This is a genomic window from Histophilus somni (genome assembly GCF_014202395.1).
In the GTDB taxonomy this organism is placed as follows: Bacteria; Pseudomonadota; Gammaproteobacteria; order Enterobacterales; family Pasteurellaceae; genus Histophilus; species Histophilus somni.
Genome location: NZ_JACHGQ010000003.1, coordinates 71872 through 89328, shown reverse-complemented (window position 1 = coordinate 89328; position 17457 = coordinate 71872). Strand labels below are relative to the sequence as shown.

The window sequence follows — 17457 nt, the reverse complement described above, 5'->3', positions numbered from 1 at the left end:
TAAGTTAATCTTATTGCTCTATTTTCCAATTTGCGACTAGCAAAAATAATCTTAAAAACCACCGCTCTTTACTTTTACTAAAATTATTTTCGTTAGCCGCACGCTAAGCGGAAAAATAAAGCTGAGATATTGTACAGGAGTTTTGTATTGATTGGTAATCTTTTATTAAGATAAATTAATTTATCGAATGATAATATAGAACATTATTGCTTAATTGCTTATTTAAGTTGAGTAAAAATAAATACCTATCCAGATATACATTGAAAAATAGATTTCTTCAGAAGTCGATCATAAACCGACTTCTATCTTTTCAATCCCCAGTTTTACTGCTAAAGCATTAGCAAGTTAGGTATAAATGTAATGATTTGTGGGAAAATCGTAATCAATACTAAGGTCATAAAAATTGGTATCAAGAAAGGTAAAACGCCTTTTGCTACCACACTTACAGGCATATTACCCACCCGAGCAACGACAAATAACGCCATTCCCATTGGAGGGGTTAAAATACCAATCATCATATTTAATGTAGTCATAACCCCAAAAAAGACAAGATCAATACCAAATTGCATCGCAATTGGAATCAACATTGGCAACACTAAAAATTGTAGTGCCAAGGCGTCAATGAACATTCCTAAGAATAAGAGAAGCAAATTGATCATAATTAACACTGTGATAGGCGAATCTGCAACAGCAACAAAAATTTCCGCAATTTTCATCGCAACCTGTTCACGGGCAATCATGTCACCGAAGAAAGTGACTGTCATTACCATTAATGCGGTTACACCGGTAATAGATACCGCTTCTACACAGCTTTTGAGGAAATTCTTTAGATTCAAATCATTATAAACAAACTTTCCTACAATTACGGAATATGCAGCAGCAACGACCGCCGCTTCTGTCGGTGTAAATAAACCGGAGAAAATACCACCAATAATCAAAAACGGTGTCAAAATTGCCCAAAATGTGTCTTTAAATGCGGCACAAACTTCTGCTTTGCTCGCCTTTGGTGTTTTAGGGTAACCACGTTTTTTAGAAACATAGTAGTTCATGACCATCAATGCGATGGTAACCAACACGCCAGGTACAAAACCTGCTACAAATAGCTTTGCGATGGATTCATTAGCAATAACACCATAGATTATCATTGCAATACTTGGCGGAACTAACGGACCGATGATACAGGAGGCAGCAGTAATACCACCGCAAATATCGTCATCATAGCCTGCATCACGCATCGCTTTGATTTCCAATTGACCTAAACCGCCAGCATCTGCTAAAGCAGATCCTGACATACCCGAAAAAATTAAGCTGGCACCGATATTTACATGTCCCATACCACCGGTATAGTGTCCTAATAACGTTTTTGCAAAATGAAAGATACGCTCAGTGATACCACCGGTATTCATCAAAATACCGGTTAAGATAAAAAACGGTACGGACAATAACGGGAAGCTGTCTAAGCTATCAACTAATTTACCCGATGCGGAATAAGTGATATTCCAACGTGTCATTGAAAAATAAAGTAAAGCGGCAATAAATAATGACCATCCTACAGGCGTGCCTAAGAACATAATCACTAACCAAACCGCTAAAGCGATATAAACGGCATTTTTACCGAATTTTATATAGTTGGAAATACGCAGAGATTTAAACCACTCCGGCTGAAAATATAAAATCGCAAAAATAATGACCGCACTTACAAGGAAAAAAGAAATAGGCAAGTAAGTGGCTTTGTTTCTAAAGTTTTCTGCTTGAGCTTCTAAAAAACGGAATAACATCAAAGATGCAATAATCGGCAACCCTGCGTAGAGCCATTTTTGCGTAATTTCCGTTCCAAAGGTAGCTTTTAATGCTTCCATAGGGAAAGTTGCATCAGCCCAAACGCCATAGCCTAAGTAGATAAACAGAATAATTGAGACAAAAATTAATAATTGAACAAAGGTCATCGCCATACGTTTGATTGTCAGCGGCATTAAATTGGTAATAAAGTCAATATAGACGTGTTGTTGTGCACGTACCGCCATACTGATCCCCAATAATGCCGTATAAACAAACAGCAAACGTGCTAATTCTTCCGACCATATAAGTGGCATATGAATAACTTGACGTGCAACAATTTGTGCAATCAAAATCAGGAAAATTGCGAGGAATAATGCCCCGCCAATCCATTCTTCTAACTTGTTCATTATTTTCATACATACTCCGAACAAAAAAGCTATCCCTTTCCCTCACTAGGGAAAGGGCATTTTTTATTTTTTAATGAGAGTTGAAATTTCTTCGATTGCCTGTTTCCCTAACGCACCATTTTTATTTAAGTATTCATCATAGTAAGGTTTTAACGCATCACGGAACGGTTTTACATCCGGAGTAGTTACAGTAACACCTTTCTCTTTGAAAAACGCAACTAAATTTTTTTCACCCTCTTTGAACAATTTAGTGTGATACTCTGCTGCGTTCTCAGCTGCCTCTTTAACTACTTTTTGCAAATCTTCCGGTAAATCCTCTAAAGTTTCACGACTTGCCAAGTAAAGCTGATCGTTTAAGATATGGTTAGTTAAAGCTAAATATTTTTGCACTTCATAGAATTTTTGTGCTTGGACAGTTGGTAATGGGTTTTCCTGACCGTCTACAGCATTGGTTTGTAACGCCAAATACACTTCCGAGAATGCCATTGGTGTCGGAGAAGCACCTACATATTTTGCAAAAGCTAAATTAGTTGCCGCATTCGGTACACGTAATTTTAAGCCTTTCATATCTGCAATGCTGTTGATTGCACGATTAGATGTAGTTTGGCGAGTACCGTTGTAAGCTACAGACAATAACTCAAGATTTAACTCTTTATTAATTTTTTGGATTAACCCCTTACCGAAGTTGGTTTCAAGTAATGCTTTTTTACTGATTTCAAAGTTTGGAAGCATATAAGGCAATGCGAACACTTCCGCTTCAGGGAAGAAGATTTGAAAACGGGCAGTTTCACCTAATGTAAAATCTAAAGAACCGTCTTTAAGTTGTTTTAACATTGTACGGTCATCACCAAGTTGTGCACTTGGGAAAATTGCAATTTCAATTTTACCGCCGGACTTTTCTTTTACTTCTTTCGCAAAAAATTCAACCGCTTTGTACTCATTGGAACTGGTACCTGCAACCATACCGAATTTCAGCTCATAATCTGCTGCAAAAACAGAGGCAGACATACTCAACGCTAAAGTTGCAAGAGCGAGTTTTTCAAATTTCATCGTAAGTTCTCCTATTAAAAATATGAAGGGAAAAGCACTGTTGCTGAAAGTATATTCTAAAAACAAAAAATCATTTTAAAATATATTTATAGAGTTTTATTTCAGAATTGTGACGTGGCACACAAATTTAAATAAATTTTGGAGTAAAACACCAAATAACATTGCGAGAAAATTCAATTTTTTTATATAATTCGTTCCAATATTAATCAATATTGTTAAATTAAGGACCGAAAATTGCTGACAGATCAAGATATTTTCAACCGTTATCAAGTTAAAAAAGCGGAATTTGAAAAGCAAGCTGATATTACCTTAGTTGGACACTCACTCTTTGATATGTGGAGTGATATTTCACCAGAAATTCAACTAAGAGGCAAACGTGTTGCCAACCTAGGTATTTCGGGTGTCAGTGCTAGACAATATTTAGATGTTATTATTAAACCTCAATTGATTAACTATTTAGGTAAAAAAGTCTTTATTTTCTTAGGGGTGAATGACATTGTTAAAGAGCCTGAGTATTCTCACGCCAAAGTATTGGATTGGATCTGTGATATTTGGCAAGCCTTAGTCAAAATTTCCCCTGAATCCGAATTCTTTCTATTGGAAGCAACACCGATAAATAATATTGCTACAACAGATAACTCTTCCATTATGGCGTTAAATGACTATTTACGAGAAAACTGTCCTGAACGTTTAACATTTATTGATACTTGGCAGGATTTTGTGGGTAAAGACGGAAAATTAGATTTAACTTTATGTACCGACGGTCTACATTTCAATCCGAAAGGTTACGAGGTACTAACCCGTAAATTAACGCAATATTTATAAAGAAAAGGAATAACGTTCAGTTATTCCCATAGTTTGGAGTTTTATATGTCAACATTATCACATAAACAAGTTTTAACCGCTATTCAAGGTGGATTGATCGCTTCTTGCCAGCCCGTAGATGACGGTCCTATGGATAAACCGGAAATTGTTGCAGCGATGGCTCAAGCCTCCATTATTGGTGGTGCCGCAGGCTTGCGTATTGAAGGCGTAGATAACTTAAAAGCAACTCGTCCGCTCGTGAATGTACCAATTATTGCAATTGTAAAACGAGACTTGGAAGACAGTCCTGTACGGATTACGCCGTTTCTACAAGATATTGAAGACTTAGCAGCGGCAGGTGCGGATATTATTGCGGTTGACGGTACCGATCGCAAACGTCCTGTTGACATTAAAAGTGCGGTGAAAAAAATTCACGAATTGGGGTGTTTAGCCATGGCGGACTGCTCAAATCTGAAAGAAGGTTTATATTGTCAACAACTGGGCTTTGATATTATAGGAAGTACAATGTCCGGCTATACTGGCGGCAATATTCCCGAAGAACCGGACTATCAATTAGTCAAAGATTTAAAAGCTGTCGGTTGTTATGTGATGGCGGAAGGTCGTTACAACACACCGGAACTGGCTAAAGCCGCCATTGAAATTGGTGCTGATTGTGTTACTGTTGGTTCGGCATTGACTCGCTTAGAACATATTGTAAGCTGGTTCGTCACCTCGGTTAAATCAGCTAAATCCTACTAAACCTAAGGAAAAAAGTATGCGTTGCTTAGCAATTGATATTGGCGGTACAAAAATTGCAACCGCTGTTGTTGAAGAAAAGAAGCTCTCTAACCGTCAGCAAATCAGCACGCCACAAGCAGATCCTACAGTCGCATTGCATCACGCCATCAAGCAAATTATGCAAAGTTATGCGGGACAGTTTGATGCGGTTGCAGTTGCATCGACAGGCATTATCAACAACGGTATTTTAACCGCACTTAATCCTAAAAATCTCGGTGGGCTGGTTGATTTCCCCTTACAAAAAAGCATTGCTCTCCATACAGATAAACCGATTGGCTTGCTAAATGATGTACAGGCTGCTGTTTGTGCAGAGTACCAAGATCAAGACCAAAGTGCGGTACGAAATTTTATTTTTATCACGGTATCAACTGGCGTTGGCGGAGGAATTATTCTTGATGGAAAATTATCCACTGGGCTAAATGGTATAGCCGGTCATATCGGGCATACTTTGGCAGATCCAAACGGTCCAATTTGTGGTTGCGGTCGTCGTGGTTGTGTTGAAGCGATTGCGGCGGGGCGAGCAATTGAACGTGAGGCGAATAAGTGGGAAAAACCTTGTAATCCGAAAGAAGTGTTCAACTTGTTCCGTAAAAATGATGAAAAAGCAACCGCACTTGTTCGATCCTCAGCAAAAGCTATTGCTAACTTAATTGCTGATATGGTGATTAGTTTAGATGTACAAAAGGTTGTTTTAGGCGGTAGCGTTGGATTAGCTGAGGGATACTTATCCCTCGTTCAAGAATATTTAACCGACATGCCAAAATTTTATCACTGTATTTTGGCACCGGCTAAATACGGTGCCGATGCAGGTTTAATTGGTGCGGCTTATTGGATGAAAATGCAACAAACCCCATAATAATAGGAGTAAAAAATGATTTTTGGTGATTTAACAAGAGATGATTTTAAGCGTAACTTACCACAAGTAATGGTCGATATTTGCAATCGTCTTAATACATTAGATTTAGAAAATTTGACCACAGGTCGACATGATTTAACCGATCAAATTTATATGAATGTCATGGAGTCAACGACTGTGGCTTCTGAAGATAAAAAAGCAGAATTGCATCATCAATATATTGATATTCAAGTATTAATTTCCGGTGCGGAAACAATTGAATATGGTGTTGAATATCCGAATTTAGCAGACTGTACTGCTTATAATGAGCAAGACGATTATCAGTTAATTGATGATATTCCGCATAAAAGTGCGGTAACATTACGTCCGAAAATGTTTGCGATATTTTTTCCTTATGAGCCGCACAAACCTTGCTGTAATGTTCATGGTCAAGTTACCCACTTAAAAAAATTGGTAGTTAAAATACCGATATCATTAATCGATTAAAAACAGTATAAAAACGCTAACAGGAGGCTCAATTATGGCGGCAACGAGCGGTAATATATTGGATACCATTGGTGCTTTGTATGATAGCCTAACAAAAACAGAGAAACGGATTGCCACAACGGTTCTATCTTCTCCAGAGTTGTTGGGACAAAACTCTTTAGCGGAAATTGCACAACAATTCGATGTCGGAGAAGCAACCTTTATTCGTTTTTGCCGAACATTAGGTTTTAAAGGCTTTACTGATTTCAAATTACAACTTTCGATTGAGTTGGCTACAAAAGATCGACAATCTAATTCTCTACTGGAAACGGATATATCAAAATTTGATGGAACAAGCCAAATCGCAGAAAAATTGCAAAATGTCATTCATAATGTCATTTCAGAAACCGTTAATTTGCTGGATTTTGCTCAACTCGAAAAAGTTGTTGAATTAATGCGTGTATCAAAACGAATCTTCCTGTTTGGTATCGGTTCATCAGGCTTAACTGCAGAAGAAGCAAAAAATAAATTAATGCGTATTGGATTACACGTTGATGCAACAAGCAATAATCATTTTATGTATATGCAAGCCGCATTAATGAACTCAAGTGATATTGTTATCGGTATAAGTCATTCAGGCTATTCCAAAGAAACCGTTCAAGCATTGAATATTGCCAAGAAAAACGGTGCTGTTACCGTCGCTCTTACACATAATTTACGCTCCCCTATCACTATGGTTTCTGATTATGTATTAATCAACGGTAATCGACAAGGGCAGCTACAAGGCGATTCTATCGGTACAAAAATAGCTCAACTTTTTGTATTGGACTTAATTTACACCTTGATTGTTCAAGCGGAAGAAGAAAGTGCGGTACAAACTAAACAAAAAACAGTTAATGTGATTTTAGAACAACGTATTAAATAAAATTTTAATCCCTTTTATATCAGGAGAAACAAATGAAAAACTTAAAAGGTATTTTTAGTGCATTATTAGTGTCTTTTAACGAAGACGGTTCCATAAATGAAAAAGGTTTACGTGAGATCGTTCGTTATAACATTGATAAAATGAAAATTGACGGTTTATATGTCGGAGGTAGTACCGGCGAAAACTTTATGCTCTCAACTGCAGAAAAAAAAGAAATTTTCCGTATTGCCAAAGAGGAAGCAAAAGATCAAGTTGCATTAATCGCTCAAGTCGGTAGTGTAAACTTACACGAGGCTGTTGAGTTAGGTAAATATGCAACAGAATTAGGCTACGACAGCTTATCCGCCGTCACGCCGTTCTACTACAAATTCAGCTTTGCCGAAATCAAACATTATTACGAAACGATTATTGCTGAAACCGGCAACAATATGATCGTTTACTCAATTCCATTCTTAACAGGTGTCAATATGGGCGTTGAGCAATTCGGTGAACTCTATGCCAATCCCAAAGTATTAGGAGTTAAATTTACCGCCGGTGATTTCTACCTATTGGAACGCTTGAAAAAAGCCTATCCAAACCATCTGGTTTGGGCAGGATTTGATGAAATGATGTTGCCAGCAGTCTCTTTAGGTGTTGATGGTGCAATTGGTAGTACATTTAATGTAAATGGTGTACGTGCAAGACAAATATTTGAATTGGCAAAAGCGGGAAAAGTTGCTGAAGCACTTGAGATTCAACATGTTACAAATGACTTAATCGAAGGTATACTGGCTAACGGTTTATATTTAACTATTAAAGAAATCCTTAAACTTCAAGGTGTTAATGCAGGTTACTGCCGTGAACCTATGACAGCAAAAGCGACTGAAAAACAACTTGCTGTCGCAAAAGAATTAAAAGAAAAATTCCTTTAATTCAAATAGAAATAAAAATACCGAGCATAACACTCGGTATTTTTATATTATACATTTAACCAAAAAGTTACAGGTCCATCATTAGTTAAACTCACTTGCATGTCGGCTGCAAATTGTCCGTTTGCGACCCGCACTCTCTCCGCACACTTTTGACTGAAATATTGGTAAAGTTTCTCAGCCAACTCAGGATCAGCACCTTTGGAAAAACTCGGTCTCAACCCTTTTTGCGTATCTGCAGCAAGCGTAAATTGCGAAACAATTAATATTTCTCCGCCGATTTGCTGTAAATTTAAGTTCATCTTGCCGTTTTCATCGGTGAAAATGCGATAATTTAACACCTTTTCAGCCAACTTATCCGCTTTATTTCGATCATCGTCTTTTTCAACACCCAGTAAAACCAACAATCCCTGTCCAATTTGCCCAACAATATTTTGTCCGACTTCCACTTTAGCATGGCTAACACGCTGAATTAATGCAATCATTTTTCTTCCTTAATTTTTTCTATTTGAATATTACCACAATCAAGTGAACGTATATCCGCCAGTACTGCGGAAAGTTGAGCTCCCAATAAAACTGCTGTCCAACTGAGTTGAATCCAAAGTAACATAATTGGCAACGTTGCCATTGCTCCATAAATTAACTGATAAGACGGAAAAGTTGTAATATACCAAGTAAAAGCCTGCTTACCCAATGTAAAGAAAACTGCTGCAATTAATGCACCGGCGGCAGAATGTATAATACTCACTTTTTTGTTTGGAACTACCATATACAACACGGTAAAAATAAACCATGTCAAGAAAAACGGCATCAAACTAAGAAGTTTTATACCCACGGATAAACCAAAATCTTGTTCAAATGTATAGGTTGCAAATTTAGTCACATAAGTACTAATACCGATACTCGTCGCAATAACAATCGGACCAAGCGTCAAAATTAGCCAATAAATTGCAAAGGAAAATATTGCCGGACGCACACTAGTATCAAGCCAAATTGAGTTTAAAGTGCGGTCGATAGAATGAATAAGCATTAAAGCAACAACAATTAAACTAATAATTCCAACCGCACTCATTTGTTTGGAATTATTGACAAATTGATCAATATATTCTCCAACGGCATCACCGGTTGAAGGGGCAAAATTAGTAAAAATAAATTGTTTCAGCTCGCCGGTTATTTCATTAAAAACGGGAAACGCCGCAAAAACGGAAAAAAACACCATAATCAATGGCACAAGAGCCAGCGTAGTACTATAAGTTAAATAGCCTGCTGCTTGATTTAATTTATTTTGTTTAAAGCGATACAAAAAAACTTTAAAAAAAACCTTTATGTTTCTACATAAATTTGACACTGCACATTTCTCCAATAATGTTTAAATCTTCCCGCCCTATAACTTAAATACCAACGGAAATTTTTCATGATAAACCTATCACCCTTTATTATTAAATAATATCTTAAATTCTACCGCACTATTGATCTAAATAAATTACATTAACGTCCTCTTGCTTGAATCAAACATCTAAATGTGATGACACATTCCAGTAATTTTAAATAATGTAACGCATAATTTAAATCAAAACTCTTAACTTTAACCGAATAAGCAGAAAAATGTCGTACTGGATGGCAATAAGAAAACACAAGCGAAAATCAAGGTCGTTTAGTATCAATATGACAGTCAGCGGTAATATTAAGAAGGGATTGTGAAGGTTAAATTGACCGCACTTTTCTTTGTGTGAGATAATGAGAACTAAATTTATCCACAAATAATAACAGAAAAAGGATGTGATTATGGCACTTTGGGGTGGGCGTTTTATACAAGCGACAGATAAACGTTTTAAAGATTTTAACGACTCATTGCGTTTCGACTATCGTTTAGCTGAACAAGATATTGAGGGTTCAATCGGTTGGTCTAAAGCATTGGTTACCGTAAATGTTTTAACTCAGCAAGAGCAGCAAGTTCTTGAAAACGCATTGAGTGAACTACTAATTGAAGTGCGGTCAAATCCACAAAAGATTTTACAAGATGATGCTGAAGACATTCATAGTTGGGTTGAAAGTAAACTGATTGATAAAGTAGGTAACTTAGGCAAAAAACTACATACTGGGCGTAGCCGTAATGATCAAGTTGCATTAGATATTAAGATGTGGTGTAAACAACGTGTTACTGAATTACAGCATTCCGTGCGTGAATTGCAACGTAAATTAGTGGAAACAGCAGAGCATAATCAACACGTAGTAATGCCGGGGTATACTCATTTGCAACGTGCTCAACCAATCACATTTGCTCATTGGTGTATGGCTTATGTGGAAATGTTGGATCGTGATTATGGTCGTTTACAAGACGCTTATCAACGAATGAATACTTGTCCTTTGGGGAGTGGTGCTTTAGCCGGTACTGCGTATGCCATTGATCGTGATTTACTTGCACAAGATCTGGATTTTGCGATGGCAACGAGAAATAGTTTGGATAGTGTATCTGATCGTGATCATATTATTGAACTTCTTTCCACTGCGTCTTTAAGTATGGCTCACCTTTCACGTTTCGCTGAAGATATGATCATTTTTAATAGTGGAGAGGCTGATTTTGTGGAGCTGTCGGATCGAGTAACCTCCGGTTCTTCATTAATGCCCCAAAAGAAAAATCCCGATGCTTGCGAATTAATTCGAGGCAAAGTGGGAAGAGTTGTCGGTGCTTTGACCGGTATGTTGATGACAGTGAAAGGCCTGCCTCTTGCCTATAATAAAGATATGCAAGAAGACAAAGAAGGAATTTTTGATGCGTTGGATACTTGGCAAGATTGTGTAGATATGGCGACTTTTGTGTTAGAAGATATTAAAGTTAGCGTTGAAAGAACAAAAGAAGCGGCATTAAAGGGATATTCTAACTCAACAGAATTAGCAGACTATTTAGTTGCCAAAGGTGTACCTTTCCGTGATTCTCATCATATTGTGGGTGAAACAGTAGTTTATGCTATTAAAGTACATAAAGGTTTAGAAGATTTAAGTATTGAGGAATTCCATCAATTTAGTAATGCCATAGAGGAGGATGTTTATGAAATCTTATCTTTACAATCCTGTTTGGATAAACGTTGTGCAAAAGGCGGAGTTTCACCACTACGTGTAGCTGAAGCGATAGCTGAAGCGAAAAAAAGATTTAAATAGATTCTCTCATTTCGAAAAAAGACGATATTGGCTCGTCTTTTTTCTATGCTTATTCTCATACCCTTTTAGCAGAAAATTCACATTATGATGCTGAAACAGAATTTCAAAAAGCCTTTGAAAAACTAGAAAAAGCAATACAAATGGCAGAGAATAATGAAATCATCGCATTGTGCGTAGAATTAGTAAATTTTCATCAGCCAATTTTTGAGAAATTGACATCCGACCGGCCTTAAGGCAGGGGTGGATGTCAATTATTAGTGTCTTATCTTTCAGTATTTCAATTAGTCATTTCTTCTAATTGCTTTATCATAGTATGAACAAAAAACGTCAAATTTCACTAAAATAAAAAACAGATGAAAAAGTGCGGTACTCAAAAAGTCTCTTTTTAATATTATAGCTTGATCTCTCAATAAAATTTGTTAAAATCCTCACCCTAATTGAAATTAATTCTCAATAACTTATTTGTAATTTTTATCAGCAAGGAATGTTATCCAATGTCACAGTTTTTCAATTTTTTACATCATTATATTGACTACATTATTTTGGGTTTACTCGGTGTAATGAGTTTTATTATGTTATGGTTTTCCGTTGAACGTTTTATGTATCTGACCAAAATTAAAGTGGAAAGTTACACGAATATTCATGAGTTAGATATTGATTTAAACCGTCATTTGACCATTATCTCAACAATTGGTTCTAATGCACCTTATGTCGGTTTATTAGGTACGGTAATTGGAATTTTATTAACATTCTATGAATTAGGTAACTCAGGAGGGGATATTGATGCCGCTGCTATCATGCTTAACTTATCTCTTGCCTTAAAAGCAACCGCAGTCGGTATTCTCGTTGCGATTCCTTCTATGGTATTTTACAACGGTTTAGGACGTAAAGTTGAAGTTAACCGTCTAAAATGGAAAGCCTTAAACAGTCAGCAAAATATTGGTGAGTAATGTGAAAAAATTTGATGAAATTAATATTATTCCCTTTATTGACATTATGTTGGTGCTTCTTGCCATCGTGCTAATTACAGCTTCTTTTATTTCTCAAGGGAAAATTCAAGTTAATGTACCCAAAGCAAGTAGCACTGTTGCTTTCAAGTCCGATGATCTAGCAAAATTATTGACAGTAACTGAGCAAGGGGAGATTTTTTTTAATGATAAGCCCATTTCAGTAGAAGAACTGGAGCAAGAAATTGCGACTTGGGACAAAGAGCAAAAAGTGACATTAAAAGTCGATGCTAAATCTACTTTCCAAGATTTCGTAACCTTGACAGATATTATGGCAAAAAACGAAATTAAAAATGTTGCTATTGTAACGATGAAAGAAAAGGCAAGTAAGTAATGAAGAAATATCATTCTTGGTTTGGTTTTTTCTTCTCGCTTGTATTTCATAGTGCATTAATTGGCGGTTTTTTTTGGTTTACTAAACCAGATGACAGTGCAAATGGATATAGTGCGGATTTGATTGGTACTGAGATCTCAATGGAAATGTTAATGGGTATGGTTGTAGATGATTCTAAGCCAGAACCAGTAGCTGAACCTGAGCCAGATCCTGTAGTAACAGAGGTAGTTGCAGATCCAACAATTAAACCTGAGCCAGAGAAAAAATTAAAAGAACCGGAGAAACCGAAAGATAAGCCGAAGGAAAAACCGAAGAAGAAACCTAAGGAACGTACAAAACAAAAACAGCCAAAAGATTTACCTAAAGGTGATAGAGATATTGATTCTGACGATAAAGTAAATTCGCAGGCTATGGGCTTGGGCGGAGTAACAACATCTAATCCGAATTTGATTGGAACAGGAAATAGTACTGATGAAGTTGCTGCTTATAAAAGTGCGTTGCGTCGTGAAATTGAACGCCATAAACGTTATCCACAACGTGCAAAAATGATGCGAAAACAAGGGATTGTTACTGTTAGTTTTGCTATTGGTACCGATGGGAGCTTAAGTCAAATAAGTATTGCCAAATCTTCAGGTTCAGAAGATTTGGATAAGGCAGCATTAAGTGCGGTTCAAAGTGCACGCAGTATTGGGCAAAAACCTGCTGGGCTACCAAGCCAAATTACAGTACCTATTAGCTTTAAATTACACTAATATTGAAGTTTAAGAATACTGTAATAATTTGAATACAAAAAACGCCAATAATATGTGCAATTATATTGTTGGCGGTTTCTGTAGGAAAAATAGAAATTAATCTCTGAAATTGTTAAATTGGAACGGTTGACCTAATTCCGCATTTTTTACTAATTGAATAGTCGCTTGTAGATCATCTCTTGATTTTCCTGAAACACGAACTTGCTCACCTTGAATTTGGGTTTGAACTTTTAGTTTTGCGTCTTTGATTAATTTGATGATTTTCTTTGCCATGTCTGTTTCGATACCCTGTTTTAGCTTAATTTCTTTGCTATACAATTTACCGCTATGCTCGCTATCAGCCGGAATATCCAAGGAATTATGTTGAATATCACGTTTAACACAAGCACCAATTAGAATTTCAATTAATTGCTCTAACTGGAAATCTGATTCAGTCGTAACTTTAATGGTTTCTGCTTTTTCATTTAACTCAATTGTAGCTTCAACACCACGAAAATCATAACGTGTACTTAATACACGATTTGCATTTTCTACTGCATTGCGTATTTCATATAGAGTAATTTCTGAAACAATATCAAATGACGGCATAATATGCTCCTCAATTTTAATTTTTTGTAATCCGATCATTTGCACTTAAAATACATAAAAGTGCGGTTAAGTCAGCAAAGTTTACCACAACTTGTGCTTGTTGTTGAACTTTTGGCTTGGCATGAAAAGCACAACCTAGATTTGCGACTTTCATCATGGCTAAATCATTTGCACCATCACCAATTGCTACTGTATTTTTTAAATCTATATTCCATTTTTGAGCTAAAGATTTTAACGTTTCCGCTTTATATGCTCCATCAACAATATCACCTTGTACTTTTCCAGTGAGAAAACCATGCTCAACCGCTAAGTGGTTGGAAATCGCATAATCCAGCTTTAATTTTTCTTTTAAATGATCGGCAAAATAAGTAAATCCACCTGATGCAATGGCAATTTTCCAACCATATTTTTGTAACACTTCCAACATCTCGGTTAAACCGCACATCAAAGGTAAACTATCACGAACTTGCTGTAAAATATGTTCAGGTGCTCCTTTAAGCGTTTCTACTCGACGACGTAAACTTTGTTCAAAATCAAGTTCTCCACGCATAGCCTGTTCAGTAATGGAGGCTACTAATTTTCCTGTACCAGCAAGGTTGGCTATTTCATCAATACATTCCATTTGAATAATTGTCGAATCCATATCCATAACTAATAATCCCGCTTGACTTAAACGAGCATCAAAATTTAATAATGCAATATCAAGTTCCAGTTGATGAGCAACAGTTAAGTACTGCGATTGCCAATTGCTTTTGAATAAGGCAACAGTGTAATCTAACCGATTCCAACAATCTAAAATCAGAAAATTTTCACCGCACTTTTGTTGAAAAGTTAATAAACTGTCCAAATTTAAATTTTTACCATAGAGAATGAAGTAATCTTCTCCAAGTACAGTGGGTTTTTCTGATAAAATTGGGGAAGGAAATAGCGTATAATGAGAGATAATTGTCGCTAGGTTTTGAGTTTGCATAAAAGATCCTGTAAATTATTTCTTTGTTCTTATTCTAGCCTATTTAATAATTTTAGGGAAAATAACTTGAGCTTAATAAAAGAAAAAATACTAAAAATTGGAATGTTGCTCGGCATTATTTTGCTTTGTCTAACTATTATATCTTTGATTTTATTTGGGATTAATAAGTTTAAATTAGGGTCACAATTAGCAACAATTAATCAAATGAACTACTTATCCAATTTATTAGTGCGTCAGCAAGCTAATCTTTTTGCTATGCTTTTTGCGGATAACCCCAATTCGGACCTTTTGACCAAAAAACTGAACGACTTTACGAAAGAAGAATTTGTGATTGATGCTTCTGTTTATGGTGCTAACGGTAAATTGTTAGCACATAGTGCGAATTTTGTCGGTTTGCATGATAAATTGAACTTAAATCAAAAAGCGAACAATACTACGCAACCGAATATTCAGCAAATTGTTGAACCGATTTATTCATCTAATGGTATTGAGGGTTTTTTACGTATTACTCTTGATATGAAATATAGACAAGCAAGTCAGCGTAAAATAAACCACATTTTTAATCAGTTATATGGTGAATTAATCATTCTATTTTTAGCTAGTGCTTTATTGGTGAATTCCATTCATTATTTTTTGAATTACCATCGTCGCACAAGACAAAAAACGCCTGATATGATGCCTATTACTCATGCAATAAAAAAAAGTACCGCTTCGGCGAATTTTCATCGCCGCCGTAAACGTTTTAAGCGTTCATTATCCGGTTAAAATCTCTGCTAAAGGAATATCCCAACTTTCAATGGGGAGTCGTTCTACTTCTTGAATTTGATGAGCTAATCCGACAGGGACAAAAGATTTTTTTTGCCAATTTTGTAGGGTTCTATCATAAAATCCTCCCCCCATTCCTAATCTGTTTCCATCCTTATCAAAAGCAACTAAAGGCGTAAAAATCAAATCTAAATGTGAAACAGGCAGTACATTTCGCACATTCAACTTAGGTTCTAAAATACCGAATTTATTGTAGTGCATAGGTGTATCTTTTTGGAAAGCTAAGAATAATAAATTTCCGGGAGAAAATGGGTGTAAAACAGGCAAATAAACTTTTTTTTCTTGTTGCCAAAGTTGTTCAATGAGTAATTTCGTTGAAATTTCACCATCAAAAGAAAGATACAAGGCAATATGTTCCGCACGAAACTTTTCAATCGCATCCAAGGCTTTTTGTGCAATATTTTGTTCGGCTTGAGCTTGCTCAAGTGCGGTCAGTTTTTGTCTTTTTTCTCGAATAAGTTGTCGTATTTGTTGACGTTGATTAGAAATACTCATGGGACAATATATTGGCTGGATAACTAAGAATAGCCCCGAGATGCCGCTGCGGATGTTCGGTCCTTGAACCCTACGGTTCAAGGGAATCGGCTAATATTGTTTTTAGGTTTCTTGCATGGCTAGCAAGCATACACACCAACAACAGGACGCCAATTCATTAAGTTTTCAGTATCGGCTCAGGGACTTAATCCGCCGGCAAACATCTCAGGTAATCTTTGAGTGCAATACTAACGCAATTTATTTTTATTGGCTAGAATATTTTTCAAATTATCACGATTAGATCACAGATTTATGTTTAAAAAGTTGTTTTTTGAGCCAAAATATTCTCCAAAGATCCTTCGAGTTGAGCAATCTTTTGATTAATGACATTTTCGATTGTTTGAGTTTTTTGTTGTTCCTGCATCAGTTCAAAACTTAAATTTAATGCAACGATAGAGAGGATTTTTTCCATCTGTAAAATACCGGTACGCTCTCTCATTTCCATAACACGATTATCTAATAAATGTGCTGCTTGACGCAAAGCATCGTGTTGTTCCGGAGGACAATTTAAACGTAGTACTTGCCCTGATACGGATAATTCAATGAGCTTTGACATGTGTTTTCCTATTTATAATAAAAGCTAAAAGTGTCCTTATTATGCCATAGCAAAAAATTTTCGTCATAAAAATCCCTTTGTTTCTTGGTTGCTGAAGTTAAACAGTGATAAACTGGCATATTATTTTTCAAGGAAATATCAAATGTCAGAAAAACCTCTTATTTATTCGGAATTTAATCAACAACTGAAACAAGCAAATATTGCATTAACGGTGGCTGAATTGCATGGTTTTCTTACCGGTTTAATTTGCGGTGGTATTACAGATCAACGTTGGCAGTATCTTCTTTATCAATTTACAAATGATGATCATGCGTATCCCACTTCCTTATTGAAAGAAGTGGAACAAATTTATCAGAAAATTGACCGCACTTTATCCGATATTGATAAATTTAATTTTGAGCTTTGGTTACCGGAAGAAGACAATGTTTTTGATCGAGCTGATGCTCTGTCGGAATGGACCAACCATTTTTTATTAGGATTAGGGCTAAATCAGCCTAATTTAAATAAAGAGGTAGGCGAAATCGGCGAAGCACTGGATGATTTACAAGCTATTGGACAACTTGGATATGATGAAAAAGATGATCAAGAGGAGTTATCTAAAGCATTAGAAGAAATTATTGAATATGTGAGAACGATTACCTTTTTATTCTTTAATCACGGAAACAAAGACAACCGTATTACATTAGTCAATGTATTTAGCTAAACTCGCTTAATTAATAAAGTGCGTTGTTTTCTTATTG

General features: G+C 36.1%; 20 protein-coding genes and 1 other RNA gene. 12 read left to right on the top strand and 9 right to left on the bottom strand.

Annotated features, from left to right (window positions below; all coding sequences use genetic code 11):
* Window positions 1-329: 329 nt before the first annotated feature.
* Window positions 330-2195 carry a TRAP transporter large permease subunit gene (locus HNR69_RS02725; RefSeq protein WP_075293762.1) on the bottom strand — a complete coding sequence of 622 codons (1866 nt, stop codon included), beginning with the start codon at window positions 2193-2195 and terminating at the stop codon, window positions 330-332.
* Window positions 2196-2249: 54 nt separating this feature from the next.
* A complete protein-coding gene (locus HNR69_RS02720) occupies window positions 2250-3236 on the bottom strand; it encodes a sialic acid TRAP transporter substrate-binding protein SiaP (protein WP_041604132.1) in 987 nt (328 codons plus the stop codon).
* Window positions 3237-3470: 234 nt separating this feature from the next.
* Between HNR69_RS02720 and HNR69_RS02715 the strand changes: the two genes are divergently transcribed.
* From HNR69_RS02715 to nanA, 6 genes are read left to right on the top strand one after another with little or no spacing between them, the layout of a single operon-like run.
* Window positions 3471-4061, top strand: coding sequence for an SGNH/GDSL hydrolase family protein (locus HNR69_RS02715; RefSeq protein ID WP_075293761.1), 591 nt, complete (start codon window positions 3471-3473; stop codon window positions 4059-4061).
* A 45-nt stretch (window positions 4062-4106) separates the two neighbouring features.
* The gene (locus HNR69_RS02710; protein ID WP_075293760.1) at window positions 4107-4799 is read left to right on the top strand and encodes an N-acetylmannosamine-6-phosphate 2-epimerase; all 693 of its coding nucleotides are present in this window, start codon (window positions 4107-4109) and stop codon (window positions 4797-4799) included.
* A gap of 16 nt (window positions 4800-4815) precedes the next feature.
* On the top strand, window positions 4816-5694 hold the full coding sequence (locus tag HNR69_RS02705; protein WP_075293759.1) for an N-acetylmannosamine kinase: 879 nt from the start codon (window positions 4816-4818) through the stop codon (window positions 5692-5694).
* 15 nt (window positions 5695-5709) lie between these two features.
* Window positions 5710-6180, top strand: a complete 471-nt coding sequence (gene nanQ, locus HNR69_RS02700; RefSeq protein ID WP_075293758.1) for an N-acetylneuraminate anomerase — start codon at window positions 5710-5712, stop codon at window positions 6178-6180.
* 34 nt (window positions 6181-6214) lie between these two features.
* A complete protein-coding gene (locus HNR69_RS02695) occupies window positions 6215-7084 on the top strand; it encodes a MurR/RpiR family transcriptional regulator (protein WP_075293757.1) in 870 nt (289 codons plus the stop codon).
* A gap of 32 nt (window positions 7085-7116) precedes the next feature.
* On the top strand, window positions 7117-7995 hold the full coding sequence (gene nanA, locus HNR69_RS02690) for an N-acetylneuraminate lyase (RefSeq protein ID WP_075293756.1): 879 nt from the start codon (window positions 7117-7119) through the stop codon (window positions 7993-7995).
* Window positions 7996-8042: 47 nt separating this feature from the next.
* Here nanA and dtd read toward each other — a convergent pair whose 3' ends face one another.
* On the bottom strand, window positions 8043-8477 hold the full coding sequence (dtd, locus tag HNR69_RS02685) for a D-aminoacyl-tRNA deacylase (RefSeq protein ID WP_075293755.1): 435 nt from the start codon (window positions 8475-8477) through the stop codon (window positions 8043-8045).
* The gene (locus HNR69_RS02680; protein ID WP_011608849.1) at window positions 8474-9340 is read right to left on the bottom strand and encodes a virulence factor BrkB family protein; all 867 of its coding nucleotides are present in this window, start codon (window positions 9338-9340) and stop codon (window positions 8474-8476) included. The genes dtd and HNR69_RS02680 overlap by 4 nt, the downstream gene beginning before the upstream one ends.
* Before the next feature lie 437 nt (window positions 9341-9777).
* Between HNR69_RS02680 and argH the strand changes: the two genes are divergently transcribed.
* The 4 genes from argH (at window position 9778) to HNR69_RS02660 (ending at window position 13244) form a co-directional block, all read left to right on the top strand.
* Complete coding sequence (gene argH / locus HNR69_RS02675) at window positions 9778-11151, top strand: argininosuccinate lyase (protein WP_075293754.1); 1374 nt, start codon at window positions 9778-9780, stop codon at window positions 11149-11151.
* 494 nt (window positions 11152-11645) lie between these two features.
* Complete coding sequence (gene exbB, locus HNR69_RS02670; RefSeq protein WP_011608847.1) at window positions 11646-12101, top strand: TonB-system energizer ExbB; 456 nt, start codon at window positions 11646-11648, stop codon at window positions 12099-12101.
* A 1-nt stretch (window position 12102) separates the two neighbouring features.
* Window positions 12103-12492, top strand: coding sequence for a TonB system transport protein ExbD (gene exbD, locus HNR69_RS02665; RefSeq protein WP_012340286.1), 390 nt, complete (start codon window positions 12103-12105; stop codon window positions 12490-12492).
* On the top strand, window positions 12492-13244 hold the full coding sequence (locus HNR69_RS02660) for an energy transducer TonB (RefSeq protein ID WP_075293753.1): 753 nt from the start codon (window positions 12492-12494) through the stop codon (window positions 13242-13244). Before exbD ends, HNR69_RS02660 begins: the two co-directional genes overlap by 1 nt.
* Before the next feature lie 96 nt (window positions 13245-13340).
* On the opposite strand, the gene HNR69_RS02655 is transcribed toward HNR69_RS02660, so the two are convergent.
* Both HNR69_RS02655 and serB read right to left on the bottom strand, forming a co-directional pair.
* Window positions 13341-13832, bottom strand: a complete 492-nt coding sequence (locus HNR69_RS02655) for a YajQ family cyclic di-GMP-binding protein (RefSeq protein ID WP_075293953.1) — start codon at window positions 13830-13832, stop codon at window positions 13341-13343.
* 16 nt (window positions 13833-13848) lie between these two features.
* The gene (gene serB / locus HNR69_RS02650) at window positions 13849-14802 is read right to left on the bottom strand and encodes a phosphoserine phosphatase (protein WP_075293752.1); all 954 of its coding nucleotides are present in this window, start codon (window positions 14800-14802) and stop codon (window positions 13849-13851) included.
* A 66-nt stretch (window positions 14803-14868) separates the two neighbouring features.
* Between serB and HNR69_RS02645 the strand changes: the two genes are divergently transcribed.
* The gene (locus tag HNR69_RS02645) at window positions 14869-15567 is read left to right on the top strand and encodes a YtjB family periplasmic protein (protein ID WP_075293751.1); all 699 of its coding nucleotides are present in this window, start codon (window positions 14869-14871) and stop codon (window positions 15565-15567) included.
* On the opposite strand, the gene HNR69_RS02640 is transcribed toward HNR69_RS02645, so the two are convergent.
* The 3 genes from HNR69_RS02640 to HNR69_RS02630 all read right to left on the bottom strand — a co-directional run bounded on the left by HNR69_RS02640 (window position 15556) and on the right by HNR69_RS02630 (window position 16717).
* A complete protein-coding gene (locus HNR69_RS02640; protein WP_075293750.1) occupies window positions 15556-16122 on the bottom strand; it encodes a 5-formyltetrahydrofolate cyclo-ligase in 567 nt (188 codons plus the stop codon). The two genes, HNR69_RS02645 and HNR69_RS02640, sit on opposite strands and share 12 nt — an antisense overlap.
* Before the next feature lie 28 nt (window positions 16123-16150).
* Window positions 16151-16336: non-coding RNA, 6S RNA (ssrS, locus tag HNR69_RS02635), on the bottom strand.
* Window positions 16337-16417: 81 nt separating this feature from the next.
* On the bottom strand, window positions 16418-16717 hold the full coding sequence (locus HNR69_RS02630; protein WP_011608840.1) for a cell division protein ZapA: 300 nt from the start codon (window positions 16715-16717) through the stop codon (window positions 16418-16420).
* 142 nt (window positions 16718-16859) lie between these two features.
* Between HNR69_RS02630 and HNR69_RS02625 the strand changes: the two genes are divergently transcribed.
* The gene (locus HNR69_RS02625; protein ID WP_075293749.1) at window positions 16860-17420 is read left to right on the top strand and encodes a YecA/YgfB family protein; all 561 of its coding nucleotides are present in this window, start codon (window positions 16860-16862) and stop codon (window positions 17418-17420) included.
* The last annotated feature ends 37 nt before the right edge of the window (window positions 17421-17457 follow it).

Excerpts from the sequence above, each read along its gene's own strand:
- HNR69_RS02640 (WP_075293750.1), bottom strand. The coding sequence starts at position 16,122 with ATGAGTATTTCTAATCAACGTCAACAAATACGACAACTTATTCGAGAA.
- HNR69_RS02720 (WP_041604132.1), bottom strand. The coding sequence starts at position 3,236 with ATGAAATTTGAAAAACTCGCTCTTGCAACTTTAGCGTTGAGTATGTCT.
- HNR69_RS02655 (WP_075293953.1), bottom strand. The coding sequence starts at position 13,832 with ATGCCGTCATTTGATATTGTTTCAGAAATTACTCTATATGAAATACGC.
- HNR69_RS02625 (WP_075293749.1), top strand. The coding sequence starts at position 16,860 with ATGTCAGAAAAACCTCTTATTTATTCGGAATTTAATCAACAACTGAAA.
- HNR69_RS02705 (WP_075293759.1), top strand. The coding sequence starts at position 4,816 with ATGCGTTGCTTAGCAATTGATATTGGCGGTACAAAAATTGCAACCGCT.
- HNR69_RS02695 (WP_075293757.1), top strand. The coding sequence starts at position 6,215 with ATGGCGGCAACGAGCGGTAATATATTGGATACCATTGGTGCTTTGTAT.
- dtd (WP_075293755.1), bottom strand. The coding sequence starts at position 8,477 with ATGATTGCATTAATTCAGCGTGTTAGCCATGCTAAAGTGGAAGTCGGA.
- argH (WP_075293754.1), top strand. The coding sequence starts at position 9,778 with ATGGCACTTTGGGGTGGGCGTTTTATACAAGCGACAGATAAACGTTTT.
- nanQ (WP_075293758.1), top strand. The coding sequence starts at position 5,710 with ATGATTTTTGGTGATTTAACAAGAGATGATTTTAAGCGTAACTTACCA.
- HNR69_RS02660 (WP_075293753.1), top strand. The coding sequence starts at position 12,492 with ATGAAGAAATATCATTCTTGGTTTGGTTTTTTCTTCTCGCTTGTATTT.
- serB (WP_075293752.1), bottom strand. The coding sequence starts at position 14,802 with ATGCAAACTCAAAACCTAGCGACAATTATCTCTCATTATACGCTATTT.
- exbB (WP_011608847.1), top strand. The coding sequence starts at position 11,646 with ATGTCACAGTTTTTCAATTTTTTACATCATTATATTGACTACATTATT.
- HNR69_RS02710 (WP_075293760.1), top strand. The coding sequence starts at position 4,107 with ATGTCAACATTATCACATAAACAAGTTTTAACCGCTATTCAAGGTGGA.
- HNR69_RS02630 (WP_011608840.1), bottom strand. The coding sequence starts at position 16,717 with ATGTCAAAGCTCATTGAATTATCCGTATCAGGGCAAGTACTACGTTTA.
- nanA (WP_075293756.1), top strand. The coding sequence starts at position 7,117 with ATGAAAAACTTAAAAGGTATTTTTAGTGCATTATTAGTGTCTTTTAAC.
- HNR69_RS02725 (WP_075293762.1), bottom strand. The coding sequence starts at position 2,195 with ATGAAAATAATGAACAAGTTAGAAGAATGGATTGGCGGGGCATTATTC.